Here is an 18,446-nt window from a genome sequence, read left to right on the forward strand (position 1 = left end):
CGTACACGTCCTCTCGTCACATTTCATCTATTGTACTGCCGCAGCAGCTTGCAGCCAATCTCTCCTTTCCATTTTGAACGTTTTTCCCCAATAACACAAGCGCACACGGCACAATTTCCTGCCGAATCCGCAAGCGGCTGCCGCTTTACACGCCTTCATCAGCGCCGCTGCAAAAATCCACAAGACTATTCCGGTACAAGCCGACATATACATGCTGTAGATGCTTGTCAACGGGAGGGAAACGTTCAATGACTCCAGGACCTTTCAAACGAATCGCGCTCATTATGCTCTCGGCCGTCCTGCTCGGACTGTCGCTGCATCATGGCTTCGGCAACGCTTGGTTATCCCAGTATACGTACGCCTCTGGCGCCACAGACCCGATTGGCATTGCCGATCTCACGACAGCAGCAGTAGAGCAAGCTGCTCCGCAAACGGCCAAGCCGCCTGCCCCGGCACCGCCAGCACAGCCCGACCCTGCCCAGATCGAAACGGTACAGACGCTTAGCAAAAGAGTCGTCCAATACAACATGCAAGTGGCGCTTCGGGAGGATATCCGATATTTAGATGGCTCCCAGACCGTAACTTGGACGAACCCAGGCAAAAAAACGGTGTCCGAGCTGTATTTTCATCTGTACCCCAATGCCTTTCAGTCCGAAAAGTCGACGTTCATGCGCGAGTCTGGCGGTCAGCTGCGGGGTGATAAGGCCACGGTCGACAGCCAAGGTTATATGAAGCTGCTTACCTTGCAAACGCTGGAGGGCGAGAGCTTGCTTCCCCGTCTGCATTATGTTCAGCCCGATGACGGAAATACGGACGACTTTACGCTGACGAAGCTCAATCTTCCGGTTCCAGTCGCACCGGGCAAATCAGTAACACTCTCCATGACCTATGAGGTCAAGCTGCCCGAGGTGTTCGCTCGCATGGGCTATTCCGGGAGCTTTGTTATGGCGGGCCAGTGGTTTCCGAAGCTTGCTGTTTATGAACTGGCTGGCACACGCGGCCGAACGAATGAAGGCTGGAACGTCCACCAGTATCATGGCGATTCGGAGTTTTACAGCGATTTTGGCTTGTACAGCGCCCAGATTACAGTGCCAGAAAACTTTGCGGTCGCTGCTACCGGCATTCAGACCAGGGAAGCTGTGACGCAAAATGGCACAAGCACCTATCAGTTCTATGCCGAAGACGTGCATGACTTTGCTTGGTCAGCCTCGCCGGACTTCATATATGCGGAGGACACATTGTCAGGAACGGGTATTCCGGGTGTTCGCATTAAGCTTTATTTGGACCCTGCCCACGAAGGGCTGAAAGACCGCTATATGCATGCAGCAAAATCAGCACTGTCCAAATACGCGGAGTGGTACGGCGATTATCCGTATTCGACGCTGTCCATTATCGTCCCTCCGAAGGGTGCGAATGGTGCAGGCGGCATGGAGTATCCAACGCTCGTAACCGCTTTAGCTGCTGAATCCGATAACCCTGGCTACAGCCTCGAGCGCACCGTTGTACATGAAATTGGCCATCAGTATTGGTACGGGATGGTTGCATCGAACGAGTTCGAAGAAGCGTGGCTCGACGAAGGCTTTACTTCTTATGCGGAGGATAAGGTGATGGAGAACGCCTATGGCGTTGAGCCTAACTTGGCTATGGAAGCCAGCTATATTACGGCCCCTGCCCCGCTGAAGCAGCCTTCATGGGCTTATCACAACAGCGATGAGTACGCGGAAAATGTATACATGCGCGCCAAGCTTGTGCTGGTCGGCATTGAGAAGCAGGTCGGAGCAAAGACGATGTCAAAAATTATGCGCACATATTTTCAAAAATACAAATTCAAGCATCCCACCACGTCTGATTTCCAGCGTGTCGTTGAGCAGATTACGAAGGAAAAATGGCAGGACTACTTCCACCAGTATGTATACGGCAGCCTGATGGCGGATTTTTCAGTAGAGGCTATTCGAGTGAATGAAGTGGAGCAGGATGGCCAAACGGAGTACGAGTCTACTGTGCTGATCAAGCGCAATGGCGGGCAAAATGGGCCAATCCCGCTCGTATTCTCCTTTACCGACGGCGAAAAGATTTCGAAAACATGGGATGCCGTCGAGTCGCATATCCAGTACAAGGTTGTGCATGCTGCTCCGCTTGCCTGGGTGGCGGTTGACCCGAAAAACAGCAATGTGCTGGACAACAAGCATATTAACAATTTTATGCGCGCAGAAGTGCCCGAGCAGTCGCGCATTCGATGGAGCCTCGGCCTGACGAAGCTCATCGAAGGCTTGCTCGGATCCGTAGGCTGGTAGAGAGGAGGTTGAAAAATGAAGCAGCATATGAAGCAAGGCTGGCGGCTCGCTATCCGCCATTTCTATATCGTCATTCTGTTATTCCTTTACCAGCTATTATGGGGACTTTTCCTTTACCGTTTTGTTGATATGACTGTACTGCCGCTGCTGCGGCGCTTTCCGCTCCAGCATCCGTCTGACTCGGCCGTGTCGCTGTTCTTCAGCGAGGCCCAGTTTCAATTGACGAAGACGGATTTGATCAATCCTTATTTGTGGCTTCTGGGCGGCTTGTTCGCTGCCCGCATGCTGCTGACGCCGCTGTTCAATGCGGGGCTGCTCTACTCGCTGCATCATATGGGCGAAACAGGTGAAACACAGTTTCTTCAAGGCATTCGCAAAGCTTGGAAGCCCGTGACGCTGCTCTATTGGCTGCGCACGCTGCTTATTTTCGCACCCGGCTGGTTCCTGCTGCCTCGCGCCTTCAAGCTGCTTATGGAGGGCCATTCGCTGGGCGAGCTGCTGCAAGGCACGCTGCCGGGCTTTGGCGGCTGGCTGCTATGGAGCTTCCTCGTTCACCTGCTGCTGCTCGCTATGCAGTTCGGCGCCGCCTCCGGCACGGGCTCCTTGCGCTGGCTCAGCCATGCGCTCCGAAATCTTTTCCCTTATGCCGGCCTCTCTCTGCTGATGTGGCTGCTGGCTGTTGCCGCTTCGCTCGCTGTGTCTGGGCTTTCCTATGCTTGGGCAGGCATGCTGGCACTCATCATGCATCAAGCCTATCATCTGCTGCGCACCTTGTTAAAAGTATGGACGCTCGCTGCCCAATACGATTGCCTGCAATCAAAGCAGAGCTGAGACCCTTAGAAAAATGAGGGCAACCCCACCTAATTCTCATTTAGTATTCTCATTTTTCTAAAGCCCTTCTCATAAAAAAACCGATTGCGGCCAAAAGGCCGAAATCGGTTTTTTGCCGTTATCCTGCACCTGCAGGTAAAGCCTCCATTTACTTCCCAGCCTATATGGCGACCTAGCTCAAACTCTCTAAATCTTCATTTTACGCTATAATTCTTGCCTATTCACACGATTCATAGCATATTAGCTGCCTATTTCTCATATAAACTGACAAAATGTTTTTTTGCCCAAGAACGGCGATAGATCGAACATTTATTAGGCAAGAAACTTGTTTTAACGCAAAATTGAGCCAAAAGGTTACATGAGAATTATTAGAAATTCATTCATATAGAAGGAAATCACATGAAAAAAACGAATTATTAGCGCAGAGCAAAATTAAACCAGCCTAATTTTTTATACCGCAAAGGTATAGAAATACGGGGGAACCACTTTGGGTGAATTGATTTCGATGCTTGGACGGCTTGATTCAAGTGTCTTGGAAATCATAGGGAACCTTCACAACCGAACCCCACAGCTAACCTCGTCGGCACCGGAAGGAGTTTCAAATTTTGAAGAAGGTTACTGCACTACTCGTTGGTCTTGTATTAATGCTTGCTTTCCAAGCAGGCAGCGTGTTCGCGAGTTCGAAGATGGATGGTGTTATCGCTGATCTGATCGGCACACCGTACCAAAGCGGCGGAACGACTACGAAAGGCTTCGACTGCTCCGGTTTTACGAAGTATGTTTTCGACAAAATGGGCATCGATCTTTCCCGTACTTCCCAAGCCCAATCGAACGATGGCAGTGAAGTGAAGAAGAGTGACCTGATCGCTGGCGATCTCGTATTCTTCAACACGAGCGGCAAAGGCATCTCCCACGTTGGTATTTACGTAGGCGATGGAAAGTTTGCACATGCTTCCTCGAGCAGAGGCGTTATTATTAGCAAACTTAGCGAGTCTTATTATGCTGATCGTTACGTATCAGCTACACGCGTTATGAGCCAAGACGCTTACGACAAGTACGCAAGCGAGCAATAGAGCCAGGCCACGCTTTTTTCGCTTACATAACGAAAAGCTGCTGTCTCAATCAGCAAAGCCGCAGTTGTTTGTCTTCGGACAAATAGCTTGCGGCTTTGCTGTTTTCTGGCAACGCCTTATGCAAGGGCACGCGACCACGCTATGCAGCAGGTTGTACGCGCAGCGGGACGCCGCTGGATGACGCTCGACGATGCGCCGCTGGCCGATTTGGAGGAGCTCCATACGTTTTCTCGGCGCAGTGAGCCTTACAAGGTATTTACGCCGTTTTACCGCATATGGCATCCTTTATGCAGAGCCACTATTCCCCTGCGGGCGAGACAACACTGCAGCAGCTTAATACGCTGAAAAATATAGATGCCAGCATGGCAGAGCGCTTCAGTCTTCCGCGGGAGCATCTGGCTGCGGCAGCCTTTCGGCAGATAGATGACTCAGCCGGGCGCGGCCAATCCCACGCGAGCCATGCAGCCGAGGTGTTGGAGCAATTTCTAAATCAACGCCTGTCTGGCTATGAAGGCGGCCGCGACCAGTTTGCGGACGACCATACGAGCCATTTGGCGCGTTATTTGAATACGGGAGCGCTGTCAGCACGGCAAGCCTACGAAGCGGCGCAGCAGCAGTTTGGAGCCGAGGCGTGGATTAGACAGCTGGCATGGCGGGATTTTTTTCTATATCAAGGAAAATACAATGAGGACTTCTACCGATATGAGCAGAAGCTTGATTTATCTGCGCTAAGCGATCAGCATTTCGAGGCATGGAGCGAAGGAAAAACGGGCATTCCTGTTATTGACGCCGCTATGAAGCAGCTAAATGAAACGGGGGAAATGCCGAATCGGCTGCGGATGGTTACCGCCATGTTTTTGACGAAAAATCTGTTATGCCCATTTACGCTGGGCGAGCAGTATTTCCGCCGCCAGCTGGCCGATTATGATCATACACTGAACCGAGGCGGCTGGCTTTGGAGCTCGTCGCTCGGCTACGACGCCGCGCCATATTTTCGCATTATGAATCCGGCCACGCAGTCCGCAACACATGATCCGAGCGGCACTTACATTAGACGCTGGCTGCCGGAGCTTGCCCATCTGCCTGATAAGCAAATCCACCTACCGCAGCCGCATGCCATCGTTGATTTGAAAGCTTCACGCGCCCGCGCGATTGAGATTTATAAGGAGATTGTATAATGATGACAAAAGCAAATGCTGCTCCTGCTGGCGCCCAGCCGCCATTTGGCTGGAAGATTGCCGCTATGGATGAATCCCATGCCCGGCAGTTGTGCGATTGGCGGTATGAGCCGCCTTACGGCATCTATCAATGGCCCGCATGGGAGGTTATGGAGCAAGCCGAAATGGAGTTCGGTGATCCCGAGCTGCGCCAGAGGCAATATGCTGCTATTTTAGACGATCGCGGGGAGCTCGCTGGTTTTGCACAGTTTTTCCCGCTGGGGGATGAAGTGCTGCGGCTTGGATTGGGTCTGCACCCACAGCTTTGCAGCAGGGGCTCAGGCACCGCCTTTGTGGCGCTGCTGGTAGAGGAGGCTTGCCGCCGTGCTCCTAATAGCGAGCTGGATTTGGAGGTGCTGACCTGGAATGCACGTGCTATTCGTGTATACGAGAAGGCAGGCTTCCGCATTACCGACACGTATATCCGCCCGACCCCGCAAGGCGCGGCGGAATTTCATTGCATGGTTTACGGAGGAGGGGAAGAAGCCTAGCGTCTCTCTTACCCCTCCACTTCCTTTCCGCTTCCTTTTCTAGCCCTTTCCTTACCCTCTCCGCTCCCATCAACCGCCGACCCGCTCCAACTGCTGCAATTGCAACGGTTCAGCCTGCCTCGTCTGGCTCATGTAACAGCCCATTCGCTCCAAAGCCTCCGACAGCTTTGCTGATGATACCGAATAGGAACAGCGGATGCGCCCTTCACCGCCCGGGCCAAAAACATGGCCTGGCACGACGGCCACGCCCGCTTCCTTCATGAGCTTGAAGGCGAACTGCTCCGAGCTTAGTCCCGTATGGGCGATGGATGGAAAAGCATAAAACGCCCCTTCCGGCATATGGCAGGAAAGCCCAAGCTGCTGCAAGCCGCCCACGAACATCGCCCTGCGCTGCTTGTAAGCCTCCTTCATTAGATCCTTGTCTGCCAATCCGCTGCGCAGCGATTCCAGAGCAGCAATCTGTCCCATAATAGGCGCGCACATTGCTGTGTATTGATGAATTTTCAGCATTTGCGAAATAATTTCCACAGGGCCGCTGGCATAACCAATACGCCAGCCTGTCATGGCAAAAGCTTTCGAGAAGCCATTTATGACGATCGTCCGCTCCTGCATGCCAGGCAGCGATGCGATGCTCACATGCTGGCTTTCATAAGTCAGCTCCGCGTATACCTCATCGGATACGACGATTAGATTATGCTCTTTCACCAGCTCAGCAATGGGGCGCCAGTCCTCATAGGACATGACCGCACCCGTTGGATTGTTCGGATAGTTGATCAGCAGCACCTTGGAGCGCGGAGTGATTTTTTCCCGCAGCGATTGTGCCGTTAGTTTGAATTGCTCCTGCTCATGCGTCTCAACGTTTACAATACTGCCGCCCTGCAGCGCTACAATGGGCGAATATGCGATATAGCTTGGAACCGGGATCAGCACCTCGTCGCCCGGACAAATCAAGGTTCTCATCGCCAGATCAATCGCCTCGCTGCTGCCCACCGTCACGAGAATCTCATCCTTCGGCTCATAATTTAATTCAAAGCTGCTCGCCAAATAACGGGCGATTTCCTCGCGCAGCTCCATGAGTCCGGCATTCGGCGTGTACATCGTCTGACCGCTTTCCAACGCTCGTATGCACGCGGCGCGCACGCGCTCCGGTGTTGCAAAATCCGGCTCGCCCACGCCCAGCGAAATCATATTTTCATCCTGCCCGGCCATATCGAAAAACTTGCGAATGCCCGAAGCGGGCAAGCTCTTTACAAGCGGTGAAACGTTATACTGCACCATTATGCCTGCATCCCCTTTTCAAAATAATCAAATGTATAGTTGTCGCTCTATTCCTTATGAAAGGCCCCACAGCTGTTTTGCCGTATCGCCGATAATTCGAATACCATGCATAATATCCTCATCCGCCACGCGGGAAAACCCCAGCCGCAGCGTATTGTTGCCCCGTCCATCCGTAAAAAAATGATGGCCTAAAGTAAAAATAACGCCTTGCTGTGAGCACGCCTCCAGAAGCTCCCGCACCTTGCACGCTTCCCGAAAGGTCACAAACAGATGCAGCCCGCCATCCCCCGACAGCGTCTCATAGGGAACATAGGCTTTGCAGGCTTGCAGCGTCAGCTCGTATTTACGCTTGTATTCCGCCCGCGCCCGCTTCAAATACTTATGCAGATTGCCATTATGCAAATATTGATAGAGGAGCGATTGGTCAAGCGTCGAGGTATGAATGTTGCGGGCCCGCTTCATGCTTTCCAAATAATCAATCAGCTCGCGGTCTGCAAGCACCCATCCGACCCGCAGGCCGGGGAACAGCACCTTCGAGAAGCTTCCAATATAAATGACGCTGTTGCCGCTGCCCGCCGATGCGATGAGCGGCGGCACATGCGCTCCGGAATAACGCAGCTCTTCATTAAATCCGTCTTCAATGACGGGAATTTCATAACGGCTCATGAGCTGCATGAGCGCCAGCCGTTTCTCCATCGACATCACGATGCCTGTCGGATTGTGATAGGAGGGGACAAAATAGGCACAATCGTAGGGGCGCTCCTCCAAAGCCCGTTCAAGCTCCCCCAAATGGATGCCATCCGGCTCCATCGTAACGCCCTTAATGTCAAAGCCATGCAGCTTGAGATTTTTTATCGCGGTATGATGGGTCGGATTTTCGCAGAGGACTGCGCCGTGCTTTTGCCTGAGCGCAGCCAGTACAAGGTCAAATCCTTCCGTAAATCCGGCAGTGATGAGCATATCCTTGCCCTGCACATCCACGCCCTTGTTCTCCATATAGGTCATCAAATACTGAATCAGCGGCTTATAGCCTTTGGCATAACCATAGTTCAGCAGCACATGGCCCTCCACCGACATACGGCCCAGAAACGCCTGCTTCACATGATCCAGATCAAACAGCTTCTCATCCGGGGCAATGCTCGTAAAAGAAATCGTACTCTTACCTGCGCGAATGCCGCGCTTCATGAGGTCCAGCTCCTCCGCAAGCAAAGCCTGCCTGCTCAGACGCTCCTTCCATGGCAACTGCCAAGACAAGGACGACGGGGCGGCGCTGCCCGCCGAATCCTCCGACACATAATTGCCTTTGCCTTGCAAGGCATATACGCGGCCCTCGTCCGCCAGCTCCGCATAAGCGGCAATGACCGTATTGCGGCTCACACCGAGCAATACGCTAAGCTCCCGTGTCGACGGCAGCTTCTGATGAGGCTGCAGCGCGCCTTTTATCATTAAACGCTTCATATAATCTTTTACTTGAATCGATACTGGACGGCCTTCTATGAGCTTGAAATCATGATACACTTCTCAACGCCCCCACCTTTATCATGGCATATGGTCCCGCCCGAGCGTAAACGGCTGTCGCCGTCCTTTGGCGGCTCGGCGCGTTTCAGTCCGAGAAATATAGAGAAGGGCTGAAACCATCATATCCTTTCCTATATCCTAACAAAAGAACCACGACGCCGGATTTTTCATCCTGTCGTGGTTCTGCAAGCAGCGTCCTCTCGTTGCCGATCCGTCTGCTGTTCATCATCCTTCATATCTGCAAATAAAATAAGGCCGGGACCTGCAAGGACCGATACGGTCCGAATCCATTCACATGTATCCAAATCGACGTAGGCACGCGACACTAGGGTGCTCTGCGTCTCGCTTAACTGCGCAATGGTAGGAATGAAGTAGGGGCGCCAGCTCCAATTCGCCCCATAATATTCCTCCTGCCGCTCCCACTCGCCAGCCTCCACCCTGCAATAGTTGGCCGATAGCTGAATGCCGTCCTCCCGGCACAAATAAATGCGAACGCAGCTCGGCGGCAGCTCCTCCAACAGTCCGGCAATCCATCCATTGCCTGCTCCGGGTTCGTCCTCTCGACCGAAAGCGAAAGCTTGCTCCTTGTCGATGAACGCAGCAAGCTGCGCCGCTTCCTTCTGCCAATTCCTCTCGGTGCGCAAGCGCTGCTGGACATATTCCGCAAGCTCGGCCTCCAGTGCTGCGGCGAAACGATCCGCTCGCTGAAATTCCGGCTCGGCCTTGGAGAAGAAGAAGCCCTGCACATAACGGGCACCCGCTTCAATCGCACGCACCAAATCCTGGCGCGTCTCCACTCCTTCAGCGAGCAGCGACGCCCCGATCTGCTCTGCCAGCGCGGAGAAGGAACGAAGGGCGCCTAGATAGCCATTGTGCGTCGCGCTCTTTTTGATCATATGAATGTCGATTTTCAGTATATTCGGCTGAATATGGGCGATACGATCCGTACTGCTGAATCCGCTTCCTACATCATCGATCGCAATGAGGCACCCTCTCGAACGGTACAGATCCACAATGGAGCGCAGCTCATCCATCGGGCCATTAAAGCTTTCCTCGGTAATCTCGATGACGATGCGGCGCGGATCAATCCGGTATTTATCGATCAGCTGCAGCGTAAACAGCTCGCCGGATTGCTGATAGCGATGAATCCAGTTCGGCTTTAAATTAATAAACAGCAGCGACTCGGAATTTTCCGCACCCAGCTTGCGCATCGCCTGCTCCCGCAAAATCCGATCGACCGCAATATGATCCTCTACCGAAATGGCGGCGTCTCCAAAAAAAGGGCCCAAGCTTCGCACGCGCTCGCCTGCATAGGCTCTGCCCAGCACCTCATACCCCATAATGGTTCTGGTGTCCATCGCCAGAATAGGCTGATAGAAGGCAGCAAGCTGCTCGCCCTTAAGGCCTAGCGATTCCGGTATCTTTCGCATCGTTTGTCGGTCCTTCATCGCGTGCTCCTCTACATAAAAACGATGTCATATATTCTTCCATTGTTAAAGTTAGACCCTATTGTAGCGGAATCGACATTCGTTGTAAAGAAGCGACAGCGTTCGCTAAGACCGATTTTTCCCCAGCTGTTCGGGCTCCGAATGCCCTGCTCGCCCTATGCTCTAAATCAACCGCACCATATGCGTGACATTATCGCCCTGCGCGACCTCAATGACATGATGCTTCGCGTGATAGGAAACTTTGCCTGCGCCCACCTCGATCAGCGCTTGCTCGCCCAATCCGAAAAACACATCATCGGCCAACGCCTCCATCACCTCGTGCTTTTCTTCTTCTCCCAATGCCTCCCACTCTTCCTTTTCCATTTCAAAGAAAGAGTAGCTTCCCTCAATCGCGCTAACCGCTGTTGTCAGTTCCTTCAATATATCCGCATATTCCCTTGCATGCTTTACGCCCATAATAAGGTTCCACCTTTTCACTGATTTATATGATTCATTTTACCTCATTTTCACAATTTTTAATGCCTTTCTGTTTAAATCCTTTTCAGGTCTAATCTCACCGCCCCCTTCTGTCGATAATATAAATAGAGAACTTTCGAAATTGTATTGGACGGGGTGTATAATGAAAAATTCAACTATTATCGGTATTGTTCTAGCTATCATAGGTATCTTTGGCGGGATGGTCGTCAAGGGAGCTCCAATTTCCAGTCTCTTGAATCCTGCTGCCTACATGATTATCATCTTGGGTACCGTCGCAGCCGTAATGATCGCTTTCCCCATGTCAGAGCTAACAAAAATCGGCAAGCTGTTTAAAATGGTATTTGGCACTCAGAACTTGACTTCACGTGAACAACTCATTACTCAATTTATGGAATGGGCCGGCATTACACGCCGCGAAGGCCTGCTCGCTCTTGAAGCTAAAGTAGATGAAATCGAAGATAATTTCCTGCGTAACGGCATGCGGATGATTATTGACGGCAACGATCAGGAATTCGTTCGTGACGTTCTGCTTGAGGATATTGCCGCTACAGAAGACCGCCATAAAGTCGGCGCGCTTATTTTCACCCAAGCAGGTACATACGCTCCTACACTCGGGGTACTCGGCGCCGTGGTCGGCCTGATTGCCGCCCTGTCGGATATGAGTGACATTGAGAAGCTGTCCCATGCTATCGCCGGCGCGTTTATCGCAACGCTGCTCGGTATTTTCACAGGTTATGTGTTATGGCATCCATTTGCCAACAAACTCAAGAGGCTTTCTAAAGCCGAGGTTCAAATTCGTCTAATGATGGTAGAAGGCTTGCTCTCTATCCAATCAGGCGTATCCACCATCGCAATCAACCAAAAGCTGTCGGTATTCCTGACTCCGACTGAGCGTGAGAAGATGAGGGAGAAGGAGGAAGGGGCCGTTGAGCAAAAAGCATAGGCACGAAGAACATGAGGAGCATGTTGACGAATCCTGGCTCATTCCTTATGCCGACTTGCTCACTCTGCTGCTGGCACTGTTTATCGTATTGTATTCAATGAACTCGGTAGACGTAAAAAAATTCGAGGAAATGAGCAACGCCTTCAATATCGCCTTCACCGGCGGTACAGGCCTGCTTACCGATCCAGCTGCGGTCACTACGGGTGATCAAAGAGACAAGCAGGAGCCGTCACCTAACGATTCAACGCAAAACCCAGCTGCTGGTGATGACGAGAAGGACGATGCGCAGAAGCGCCGTGAAGAGCTGATGAAGCAGGAGCAAGAGGATCTGGAGAAGCTGAAGAAGCAAATCGATGACTATATTAAGAAAAATGGTCTCACCTCCGACCTTGAGACGAAGCTCAACCAGTCCCAGCTGATGATTACTATTAGCGACGAGGCACTGTTCGCATCTGGCAGCGCTGAAGTGAAGGAAGATTCGCGCGAGCTCGCCATTTCCATCGGCACGATGCTCCAGCAGTACCCGGACTACGAAATTATCGTATCGGGACATACGGACAACAAACCGATTAACACCTATCTCTTCAGATCGAACTGGGATTTAAGCACCTCCCGTGCTGTACGTTTTATGGACATTTTGCTTGAAAACCAACAGCTCTCACCGACCAGATTTACCGCAAGCGGCTACGGAGAAAATCGCCCGCTTGCCAGCAACGACACCGAGGAAGGCCGAGCGAAAAATCGCCGCGTTGAAGTATCCATTATCCGCAACTATGTAGATTTGGAGAAAGCGCAGGAGCTTAAAATCAAACCAAAAGAATAACCGGCTTGGCAGCACGAATGGGTAATAGAAAAGCCGTCGCCCCTATGCTTATGCATCGGAAGCGACGGCTTTTTTTGCTATTAATGAAAGTAATCGCATTAGTGCTTTTATTTCGACAGAACATTTTCACTAAACCACTTTCTAAGCTGGTTGATTTGGGCTTGGTGGTAGCGGCTATGGTCAGCCATATGCCACAACCCCCAGCGTATAGTTGCTTGCTTTTCATTTTCATGACCGAAAGTGACAACTTTATCTAGATCAGCATCTATTAATTGTGCACATATGTCTTTCAACATATTTAAAACATCCTCATAGCTGGAAATAAGCGTGTTCAAGGGCATGCCTTGGACCATGGGAAGCCGGTTATTTTCATCTATCATAGGGCCATATTGTTCTTTCAATAACTGCGGAAGCGGCTGTCCTTTTATTCTATAAACCCAGTTCAGATCAACATAGAGGATATGTTTGATTAACTGAGCCGTACTATTTGAATGATGGCTAGGCCCCTTGCTGTCTACTTCCTCTTGCGACATGCCGCTTGTGATGAATTTTAGTCGCTCACTGTTCTCTTTTACAGCGGAATATAGCATCCCCACAATCGGCGACATATTCGCCTCACCTTTTAAATCGTGCAGCATCCTAGCTCAGCCCCTCGTCGTTATTTGCTAGTGTTATAAAAAAAGAAAGCTCCCGAGCCTTCGCTCGAGCTGCTTCCTCCACATGATACGACCATTTCTAACTATTGATTCGATTCTGATTTAGACCCTGCTTGTGCAGACGATGACGGCGACGGCGAAGCTGGCGTATAATCCAGCAGATCAAACAGCTGCGCCTTCTCCAGCTCCGTCAAGTCTCTCCATTCGCCGTTAGGCAGCTCGCCCAGCTGAATGTTCATAATGCGTACCCGCTGAAGCTTACGCACATGGTAGCCAAAAGCTTCGCACATTCTGCGAATTTGGCGGTTGCGCCCCTCGGTCAATACGATGCGGAACACGCGCTCCGCACTGCGCGTCACTTTGCAGGGCAGCGTCATGCTGCCCAAAATTTTGACACCCTCCGACATGCCAATAACAAATGATTCGCTGATCGGACGATCCACGGTCACAATATATTCCTTCTCATGCTTGCCCTCCGAACGCAAAATCGGATTCACGACATCGCCGTCATTCGTCATGAGAATAAGCCCTTCCGAATCTTTATCGAGTCTGCCAATCGGAAAAATCCGCTCCTGATGGTGCACATAATCAACGATGTTGCCCTCAATATGCAGCTCAGTCGTACAAGTGATGCCAGCTGGCTTGTTTAAAGCGATATACACATGCCCCTTATGTTCACCAATACGGTTGCCGTCAATGCGCACATCATCGCCGTGCTCGGCTTGGCTGCCTAGAAGCGCCGTGTGACCATTAATGGTCACACGTCCGTTCTCAACAAGCTTGTCCGCTTCCCTTCGCGAGCAATAACCGGTTTCACTAATAAATTTATTAATTCTCACTTGCGCTCACCTCATTCAAGTATGCCGCTCATTCTGCTGTTCATATTAACCTGCAGCGCTTGCTTTTTCTACTAGTATACCTCCGTCTCCCTCGTCTTTCAAAGCAGGGAGCGTAATCGTCACCGTTGTTCCGGCGTTCACTTGGCTTTGAATATCAATCATGCCTTGATGGCTCTGGATAATACGCTGGCTGACCATCATGCCAAGTCCGGTACCGCTCTCCTTGCCCGTCACGAATGGACTGCCGATTTGCGAAATCAGTTCCTCTGGTATGCCGATGCCTTCATCTGCTATTTCTATCGTAATGTGGCCCGTATTTCGTTTCAAGCGTATGTAAATGGGCCCTCCAGTCGGCATCGCTTCAATCGCATTTTTCAGCACATTAATGAACACTTGCTTGAGCTGATTTTCCTCACAGGAAATCAGGCAGGGCTCTTCGGCGAAAACGGTCAGAAATTCCGCATTATGCAGATGAGCCTCGCTATCGAGAAACAGCAGTACGTCGCGCAGCACCTGCTTAACATCCTTTAAGGTAAACTGTGTCGCCTGCGGCTTGGCCAAAATCAAAAATTCGCTGACAATCAGGTTAATGCGATCCAGCTCCGACAGCATCAAGCTTGTATGCTCGGTATTGCCCGTACGATTTTTCAGTTGAAGCTGGAGAAAGCCTCGCAGCGTCGTCAGCGGATTGCGTATTTCATGGGCGACACCAGCCGCCAGCTGACCAACTGTCGTCAGCTTCTCGGAGCGGCGCAGCAGCTCCTCCATCTTGTTGCGGCTCCTCATGTCGCGAGTAATGCTCGCGAACGCCTTCACCTCGCCCGCGCTATCGCGAATAGGGGATATCGTGACGCTAACGGGGATAATCTCGCCCAACTTCGTTAAACGCTTCGTCTCCTGTGCAGGGAGCACCTTGCCCGCTAGAAGCGAGGCAAGGATCAGCTTCATTTCGCCCCGGTGGCTTTCTGGTATGAGCGTAAGTTGGCTGCCAAGCGCCTCTTCCGCTGTATAGCCATAAAGCTGCTCGAAGGCTTGATTCACTTGAATAATGATTCCCTGCAGATCGACAACATGGATCGCATCACTCGTATGATTAATGAAGGATTGCAGAAAATTTTTCATCCGGCGGTTTTCTTCAAAAGCTTTGCGCAGCTTGTCCATGTAAATGCTGAGATTTTGCGACATCGCGTTTATTTTCACAGCAAGCAGGCCAAACTCATCCCTGCTTCTCACTTTAATGAACGAATCAAAGCGGCCGTGAGACACCTCATTGACCTTCCATAAAATCGATTTAAGTGGACGGAGCAGCATCCCCGACAGCAAATAGCTGCCAAATAAAATAAATAACATAAAGATGCCGGCATATTTCAGCCAATCCTTCACCTTGTACGCAGCCCGATCCTGAAAGTATTCGTAGCTATAGACGATGCGGATAACAGCGGGCTGCATATTTTTATTGCTGTAGTAGCTCTTTAAATAAGCGGCCCCGTCCGTTTCGATTTCATTAACCCGATAAAGACGATCCTTGGCTGTCAGATTAATCAGCTCTTGTTCAAGCTCGGCGTCATAGAGGCTCTGTTTGCCGTAAATAATATCATAGCTAGCTACGCTCGTAATCTGCTCCTCATGTTCCTGAGGCCGTAATATGGTTATATCCAAAATGCGTGCGTCCCAACGCTTCCAGTCTTCAATCAGCTTATTAAGCTGCTCCTCCGTCTCTGCATCAAGAGGCATGCCCGCCGCCAGCTCGTTATTTGATAAAGCCAGCGTCTCGTAGAGCTGTACAGATGCTTTGCTCAGCATGCTGCCAAGATTTTTGTGCATATTGCGAAACATCGAATATTGGTCCACAATAAGTAGGGTAACAAACATGGAGAAGAATGCTATCGCAATCAGTAAGCAGAGCTTGAGTTTGAATGGCACTACGAAGACCACCTTTATCGTCGTAAATTCGAACGACTTATCCACATTTTATAAACAATATACGCTACTTATACACATGCTGGTCGAATATTTTGTGTATAAAAAAGTGTATAACCAGAAAGTTATCCCCAATGTTATCCACCACATGTTAACAACAGAATATTTGTTCGCTGAATAAACGCAATTGATTTTACATATATAGGAGGGATTGCATCATGCTGCAAGAGCAGGAAGACGAATTTTGGATGCAACAGGCTATTGAGGAAGCCAAAAAAGCTGAGCAAATTGGTGAGGTTCCCATAGGAGCAATTGTTGTTAAAAATCATCAAATCATTGGGAGAGGTTACAATCTTCGAGAAACGCAGCATGATCCTACTGCCCACGCCGAAATGGTCGCCATTCGCGATGCATGCAAGGAATTGGACGCTTGGCGGCTGCTCGATTGTACCTTGTATGTAACATTGGAGCCATGTCCAATGTGTGCTGGAGCTATCGTCCAATCCAGAGTGAAGCGTGTCGTTTATGGTACCGGCGATCCCAAAGCAGGATGCGCAGGCACGCTAATGAATTTGCTGCAGGAGCCGCGTTTCAACCACGAAACGGAACTGACTAGCGGCGTATTGCAACAAGAATGCGCCACAATGCTTACCCAGTTCTTCAGGAAGCTGCGACGGAAAAATATATAGTTGACTAGTCGTGTTTACGACGCATGGAAGAACCAATCATCTCATCACGCTGCATCTGTTGAAGGGCAACGATTAGTTGATCTGCTTCCTCGCTAATCGCAAGAACGTCAGGGTCTGTCAGACTACCTCGTGCTTCGGCTATCTCATGGAGCTTTAGCCTTAGCGATTGCAATTGATCGAGTAGAATTATTTTGTCCATAGCTCGCTTCGTGGCCCACTCCTTAAATATAGCGCTCGTGTGGCAATTTTATTTTATTATACGCTTATTCCGGTGGGCTGTTTGTAAAAACGTGTCGACAATCACCTATAATTTTCAGGCAACTTTCGACAAAATCAGGATTAGCTTCCAAAATAGTAGTCCATTATACCCATTTTTAAAGTTTTAATGATTAACCAAATCAGCAACATATTGGTAAACCTGACATTCATGAATGGTTGCTGCTGTTCATTTCTTCATTTGGGAAAGTCATTTTTATTTTCCCGACATGCGATGTCGATTTATCCACCACGATTTTGTCGTAATACATCTTTTTTTGTAAATGAAAGCTGACATTATCATGGAAGGCGCGGCTATCTGTGCCGTATCTTTATGCATTTTGCATAGCATAGAAGTACACCCCTAGGAGAAACCTTGATATAGCTGACATTTTGAAAAAAAGCCCTGCCTCCTGACGGTTATCGCCAAGGGGCAAGGCTTCTCTCGCTTGCAAAATGCTGAAAGCGTTTGTCCCAAACAGATCTTTCATTCTGGAACTATGATTCCGTAAGATTGTAGGAAATCATCTGATCAGCTATGTCCTTCATCGATTGGCTTGAGCTTTGCAGACGCTCGATCACGCTCGTAAAAGCGCTAACCATGGAAGCCTGCTCCTCGGATGAGGCCACAATTTGCGAAATTTCGCGTTCCATGCCTTTTATCGACGTCTGAATATCACCAAGCGCCTTCTCAATTTCTACAGTCGCTTTTTTGGAATCGACGGACAGCTTGCGCACCTCGGTGGCCACGACGCCAAAGCCTGCTCCTGCTTCACCTGCGCGCGCCGCTTCAATTGCTGCGTTCAGCCCGAGCATATTCGTCTGCTCAGATACCTCTTTAATAAAGCCCGCTACTTTGTTGATTTGCTTCGAGTTTTCCGCTGTTGTTTTCGAATTTTCCGAAATTTGTTCACTTGCCGCTTGCAATTCCTCGGAGTGGGCTGCCATTTGCTGTACCATCTGCACCAAATGCTCTGTAATGGAATGACTTTCGCGCACAAGATGCTCCAGCTGATTCTGGTTCGTTAAATTATAAGCAACGCAAAAAACAGCCTCCACCTCGCCATTCTCGTTCTTAAGCGGTATATTTACAACATCCATTGCAATTCCAAACGTTTCCTGGGGAATATGGGTGATGCTTTCCTCCCTGCCATTTTTAAGCGCGGCAAAATTCATAAAACCCTCAGAAAGCGTATCGCCTGTTTTGAAGCCCATATCGACTCCCGGCATAGGCAAATAATAAAGCATATGAGTGCGGTCATATAGAGATAGGCTTGCACTCTCCCGCATCATCTTCCGGATGTAAGGCATGGCGTGGAGCATAGCTTGGACTGAATTCATATTGGTATCCCTCACTGTCTAATTCAAGTTGTTTAATTATATTTCGGTAAAAAAGAACTGATTTTTTAGGTATTTTGAATTATTTTTTATTAAATTTTTAGTAAAAACTCTTTAATCCGTTCGACAATATGTTCCACATGGAACATTATCCTTCGCGAATGCTGTTGAATTCATGATTTGAAAGAAAGCCAAAAGCCGCTTGTTTCGGGAGCTTGCTGCAAGGAGCAAACTCTCAAAACAAGCGGCTTTATGCGACTTCTTACCCCATCATATACCTTCATACAGCTTCAAGCTGGAAAATAACGTTTTATTAGCAAACGAATGAACGGCTTTTTCTTTGCGCACCCTTCGAC

At 50.1% G+C, this 18,446-nt stretch carries 18 protein-coding genes and 1 riboswitch; of the genes, 9 read left to right on the plus strand and 9 right to left on the minus strand.

Features of this window, described 5'->3' with window-relative positions; all coding sequences use genetic code 11:
• Window positions 1-248: 248 nt before the first annotated feature.
• The 6 genes from ASF12_RS13025 to ASF12_RS13045 all read left to right on the plus strand — a co-directional run bounded on the left by ASF12_RS13025 (window position 249) and on the right by ASF12_RS13045 (window position 5,906).
• A complete protein-coding gene (locus tag ASF12_RS13025; RefSeq protein ID WP_056035087.1) occupies window positions 249-2,294 on the plus strand; it encodes a M1 family metallopeptidase in 2,046 nt (681 codons plus the stop codon).
• 15 nt (window positions 2,295-2,309) lie between these two features.
• The gene (locus ASF12_RS13030) at window positions 2,310-3,125 is read left to right on the plus strand and encodes a hypothetical protein (RefSeq protein WP_056035090.1); all 816 of its coding nucleotides are present in this window, start codon (window positions 2,310-2,312) and stop codon (window positions 3,123-3,125) included.
• A 429-nt stretch (window positions 3,126-3,554) separates the two neighbouring features.
• Window positions 3,555-3,726, plus strand: a riboswitch (cyclic di-AMP (ydaO/yuaA leader).
• Between the two features lies 1 nt (window position 3,727).
• The gene (locus ASF12_RS13035; RefSeq protein WP_056035094.1) at window positions 3,728-4,198 is read left to right on the plus strand and encodes a C40 family peptidase; all 471 of its coding nucleotides are present in this window, start codon (window positions 3,728-3,730) and stop codon (window positions 4,196-4,198) included.
• A 141-nt stretch (window positions 4,199-4,339) separates the two neighbouring features.
• Window positions 4,340-4,543, plus strand: coding sequence for a hypothetical protein (locus tag ASF12_RS35615; RefSeq protein ID WP_081418793.1), 204 nt, complete (start codon window positions 4,340-4,342; stop codon window positions 4,541-4,543).
• The gene (locus tag ASF12_RS13040; protein WP_235533147.1) at window positions 4,486-5,376 is read left to right on the plus strand and encodes an FAD-binding domain-containing protein; all 891 of its coding nucleotides are present in this window, start codon (window positions 4,486-4,488) and stop codon (window positions 5,374-5,376) included. Before ASF12_RS35615 ends, ASF12_RS13040 begins: the two co-directional genes overlap by 58 nt.
• Window positions 5,376-5,906, plus strand: a complete 531-nt coding sequence (locus tag ASF12_RS13045; RefSeq protein WP_235533148.1) for a GNAT family N-acetyltransferase — start codon at window positions 5,376-5,378, stop codon at window positions 5,904-5,906. Before ASF12_RS13040 ends, ASF12_RS13045 begins: the two co-directional genes overlap by 1 nt.
• A gap of 69 nt (window positions 5,907-5,975) precedes the next feature.
• Here the strand turns inward: ASF12_RS13045 and ASF12_RS13050 are convergent, their stop codons facing one another.
• From ASF12_RS13050 to ASF12_RS13065, 4 genes are all read right to left on the minus strand, one after another.
• Window positions 5,976-7,184, minus strand: coding sequence for an aminotransferase class I/II-fold pyridoxal phosphate-dependent enzyme (locus ASF12_RS13050; protein WP_056035099.1), 1,209 nt, complete (start codon window positions 7,182-7,184; stop codon window positions 5,976-5,978).
• A gap of 54 nt (window positions 7,185-7,238) precedes the next feature.
• On the minus strand, window positions 7,239-8,702 hold the full coding sequence (locus ASF12_RS13055; RefSeq protein ID WP_056035101.1) for an aminotransferase-like domain-containing protein: 1,464 nt from the start codon (window positions 8,700-8,702) through the stop codon (window positions 7,239-7,241).
• Between the two features lie 167 nt (window positions 8,703-8,869).
• Window positions 8,870-10,150 (minus strand): EAL domain-containing protein, encoded by a 1,281-nt coding sequence (locus ASF12_RS13060; RefSeq protein WP_081418790.1) that lies wholly within the window; start codon window positions 10,148-10,150, stop codon window positions 8,870-8,872.
• 162 nt (window positions 10,151-10,312) lie between these two features.
• Window positions 10,313-10,606: a hypothetical protein gene (locus ASF12_RS13065; protein WP_056035103.1), complete on the minus strand. Its 294-nt coding sequence runs from the start codon at window positions 10,604-10,606 to the stop codon at window positions 10,313-10,315.
• Between the two features lie 163 nt (window positions 10,607-10,769).
• On the opposite strand from ASF12_RS13065, the gene motA reads away from it, so the two are divergent.
• Entirely contained in the window at window positions 10,770-11,570 is an 801-nt protein-coding gene (gene motA / locus ASF12_RS13070; RefSeq protein WP_056035104.1) for a flagellar motor stator protein MotA, read from the plus strand.
• Window positions 11,554-12,393 (plus strand): flagellar motor protein MotB, encoded by an 840-nt coding sequence (gene motB / locus ASF12_RS13075; RefSeq protein WP_056035107.1) that lies wholly within the window; start codon window positions 11,554-11,556, stop codon window positions 12,391-12,393. The genes motA and motB overlap by 17 nt, the downstream gene beginning before the upstream one ends.
• A 107-nt stretch (window positions 12,394-12,500) precedes the next feature.
• Here motB and ASF12_RS13080 read toward each other — a convergent pair whose 3' ends face one another.
• The 3 genes from ASF12_RS13080 to ASF12_RS13090 form a co-directional block, all read right to left on the minus strand.
• The gene (locus ASF12_RS13080) at window positions 12,501-13,031 is read right to left on the minus strand and encodes a DinB family protein (protein ID WP_056035110.1); all 531 of its coding nucleotides are present in this window, start codon (window positions 13,029-13,031) and stop codon (window positions 12,501-12,503) included.
• A gap of 101 nt (window positions 13,032-13,132) precedes the next feature.
• A complete protein-coding gene (gene rluF, locus ASF12_RS13085) occupies window positions 13,133-13,888 on the minus strand; it encodes a 23S rRNA pseudouridine(2604) synthase RluF (RefSeq protein WP_056035113.1) in 756 nt (251 codons plus the stop codon).
• Window positions 13,889-13,933: 45 nt separating this feature from the next.
• Window positions 13,934-15,811, minus strand: a complete 1,878-nt coding sequence (locus ASF12_RS13090; RefSeq protein ID WP_056035116.1) for an ATP-binding protein — start codon at window positions 15,809-15,811, stop codon at window positions 13,934-13,936.
• Window positions 15,812-16,026: 215 nt separating this feature from the next.
• On the opposite strand from ASF12_RS13090, the gene tadA reads away from it, so the two are divergent.
• Window positions 16,027-16,497, plus strand: coding sequence for a tRNA adenosine(34) deaminase TadA (gene tadA / locus ASF12_RS13095; protein ID WP_056035119.1), 471 nt, complete (start codon window positions 16,027-16,029; stop codon window positions 16,495-16,497).
• A 4-nt stretch (window positions 16,498-16,501) separates the two neighbouring features.
• On the opposite strand, the gene ASF12_RS13100 is transcribed toward tadA, so the two are convergent.
• Both ASF12_RS13100 and ASF12_RS13105 read right to left on the minus strand, forming a co-directional pair.
• A complete protein-coding gene (locus ASF12_RS13100) occupies window positions 16,502-16,696 on the minus strand; it encodes an aspartyl-phosphate phosphatase Spo0E family protein (protein WP_056035122.1) in 195 nt (64 codons plus the stop codon).
• A gap of 554 nt (window positions 16,697-17,250) precedes the next feature.
• Entirely contained in the window at window positions 17,251-18,093 is an 843-nt protein-coding gene (locus ASF12_RS13105; protein ID WP_056035125.1) for a methyl-accepting chemotaxis protein, read from the minus strand.
• Window positions 18,094-18,446: the final 353 nt, after the last annotated feature.

It is taken from the genome of Paenibacillus sp. Leaf72, from assembly GCF_001422685.1.
GTDB lineage: Bacteria > Bacillota > Bacilli > Paenibacillales > Paenibacillaceae > Pristimantibacillus.

Bases quoted from the DNA above. Each gene is read 5' to 3' on its own strand.
- ASF12_RS13025 (WP_056035087.1), top strand. From the start codon at position 249: ATGACTCCAGGACCTTTCAAACGAATCGCGCTCATTATGCTCTCGGCC.
- ASF12_RS13030 (WP_056035090.1), top strand. From the start codon at position 2,310: ATGAAGCAGCATATGAAGCAAGGCTGGCGGCTCGCTATCCGCCATTTC.
- ASF12_RS35615 (WP_081418793.1), top strand. From the start codon at position 4,340: ATGCAGCAGGTTGTACGCGCAGCGGGACGCCGCTGGATGACGCTCGAC.
- ASF12_RS13040 (WP_235533147.1), top strand. From the start codon at position 4,486: ATGCAGAGCCACTATTCCCCTGCGGGCGAGACAACACTGCAGCAGCTT.
- ASF12_RS13045 (WP_235533148.1), top strand. From the start codon at position 5,376: ATGATGACAAAAGCAAATGCTGCTCCTGCTGGCGCCCAGCCGCCATTT.
- ASF12_RS13050 (WP_056035099.1), bottom strand. From the start codon at position 7,184: ATGGTGCAGTATAACGTTTCACCGCTTGTAAAGAGCTTGCCCGCTTCG.
- ASF12_RS13060 (WP_081418790.1), bottom strand. From the start codon at position 10,150: ATGAAGGACCGACAAACGATGCGAAAGATACCGGAATCGCTAGGCCTT.
- ASF12_RS13065 (WP_056035103.1), bottom strand. From the start codon at position 10,606: ATGGGCGTAAAGCATGCAAGGGAATATGCGGATATATTGAAGGAACTG.
- motA (WP_056035104.1), top strand. From the start codon at position 10,770: ATGAAAAATTCAACTATTATCGGTATTGTTCTAGCTATCATAGGTATC.
- ASF12_RS13080 (WP_056035110.1), bottom strand. From the start codon at position 13,031: ATGCTGCACGATTTAAAAGGTGAGGCGAATATGTCGCCGATTGTGGGG.
- tadA (WP_056035119.1), top strand. From the start codon at position 16,027: ATGCTGCAAGAGCAGGAAGACGAATTTTGGATGCAACAGGCTATTGAG.
- ASF12_RS13100 (WP_056035122.1), bottom strand. From the start codon at position 16,696: ATGGACAAAATAATTCTACTCGATCAATTGCAATCGCTAAGGCTAAAG.
- ASF12_RS13105 (WP_056035125.1), bottom strand. From the start codon at position 18,093: ATGAATTCAGTCCAAGCTATGCTCCACGCCATGCCTTACATCCGGAAG.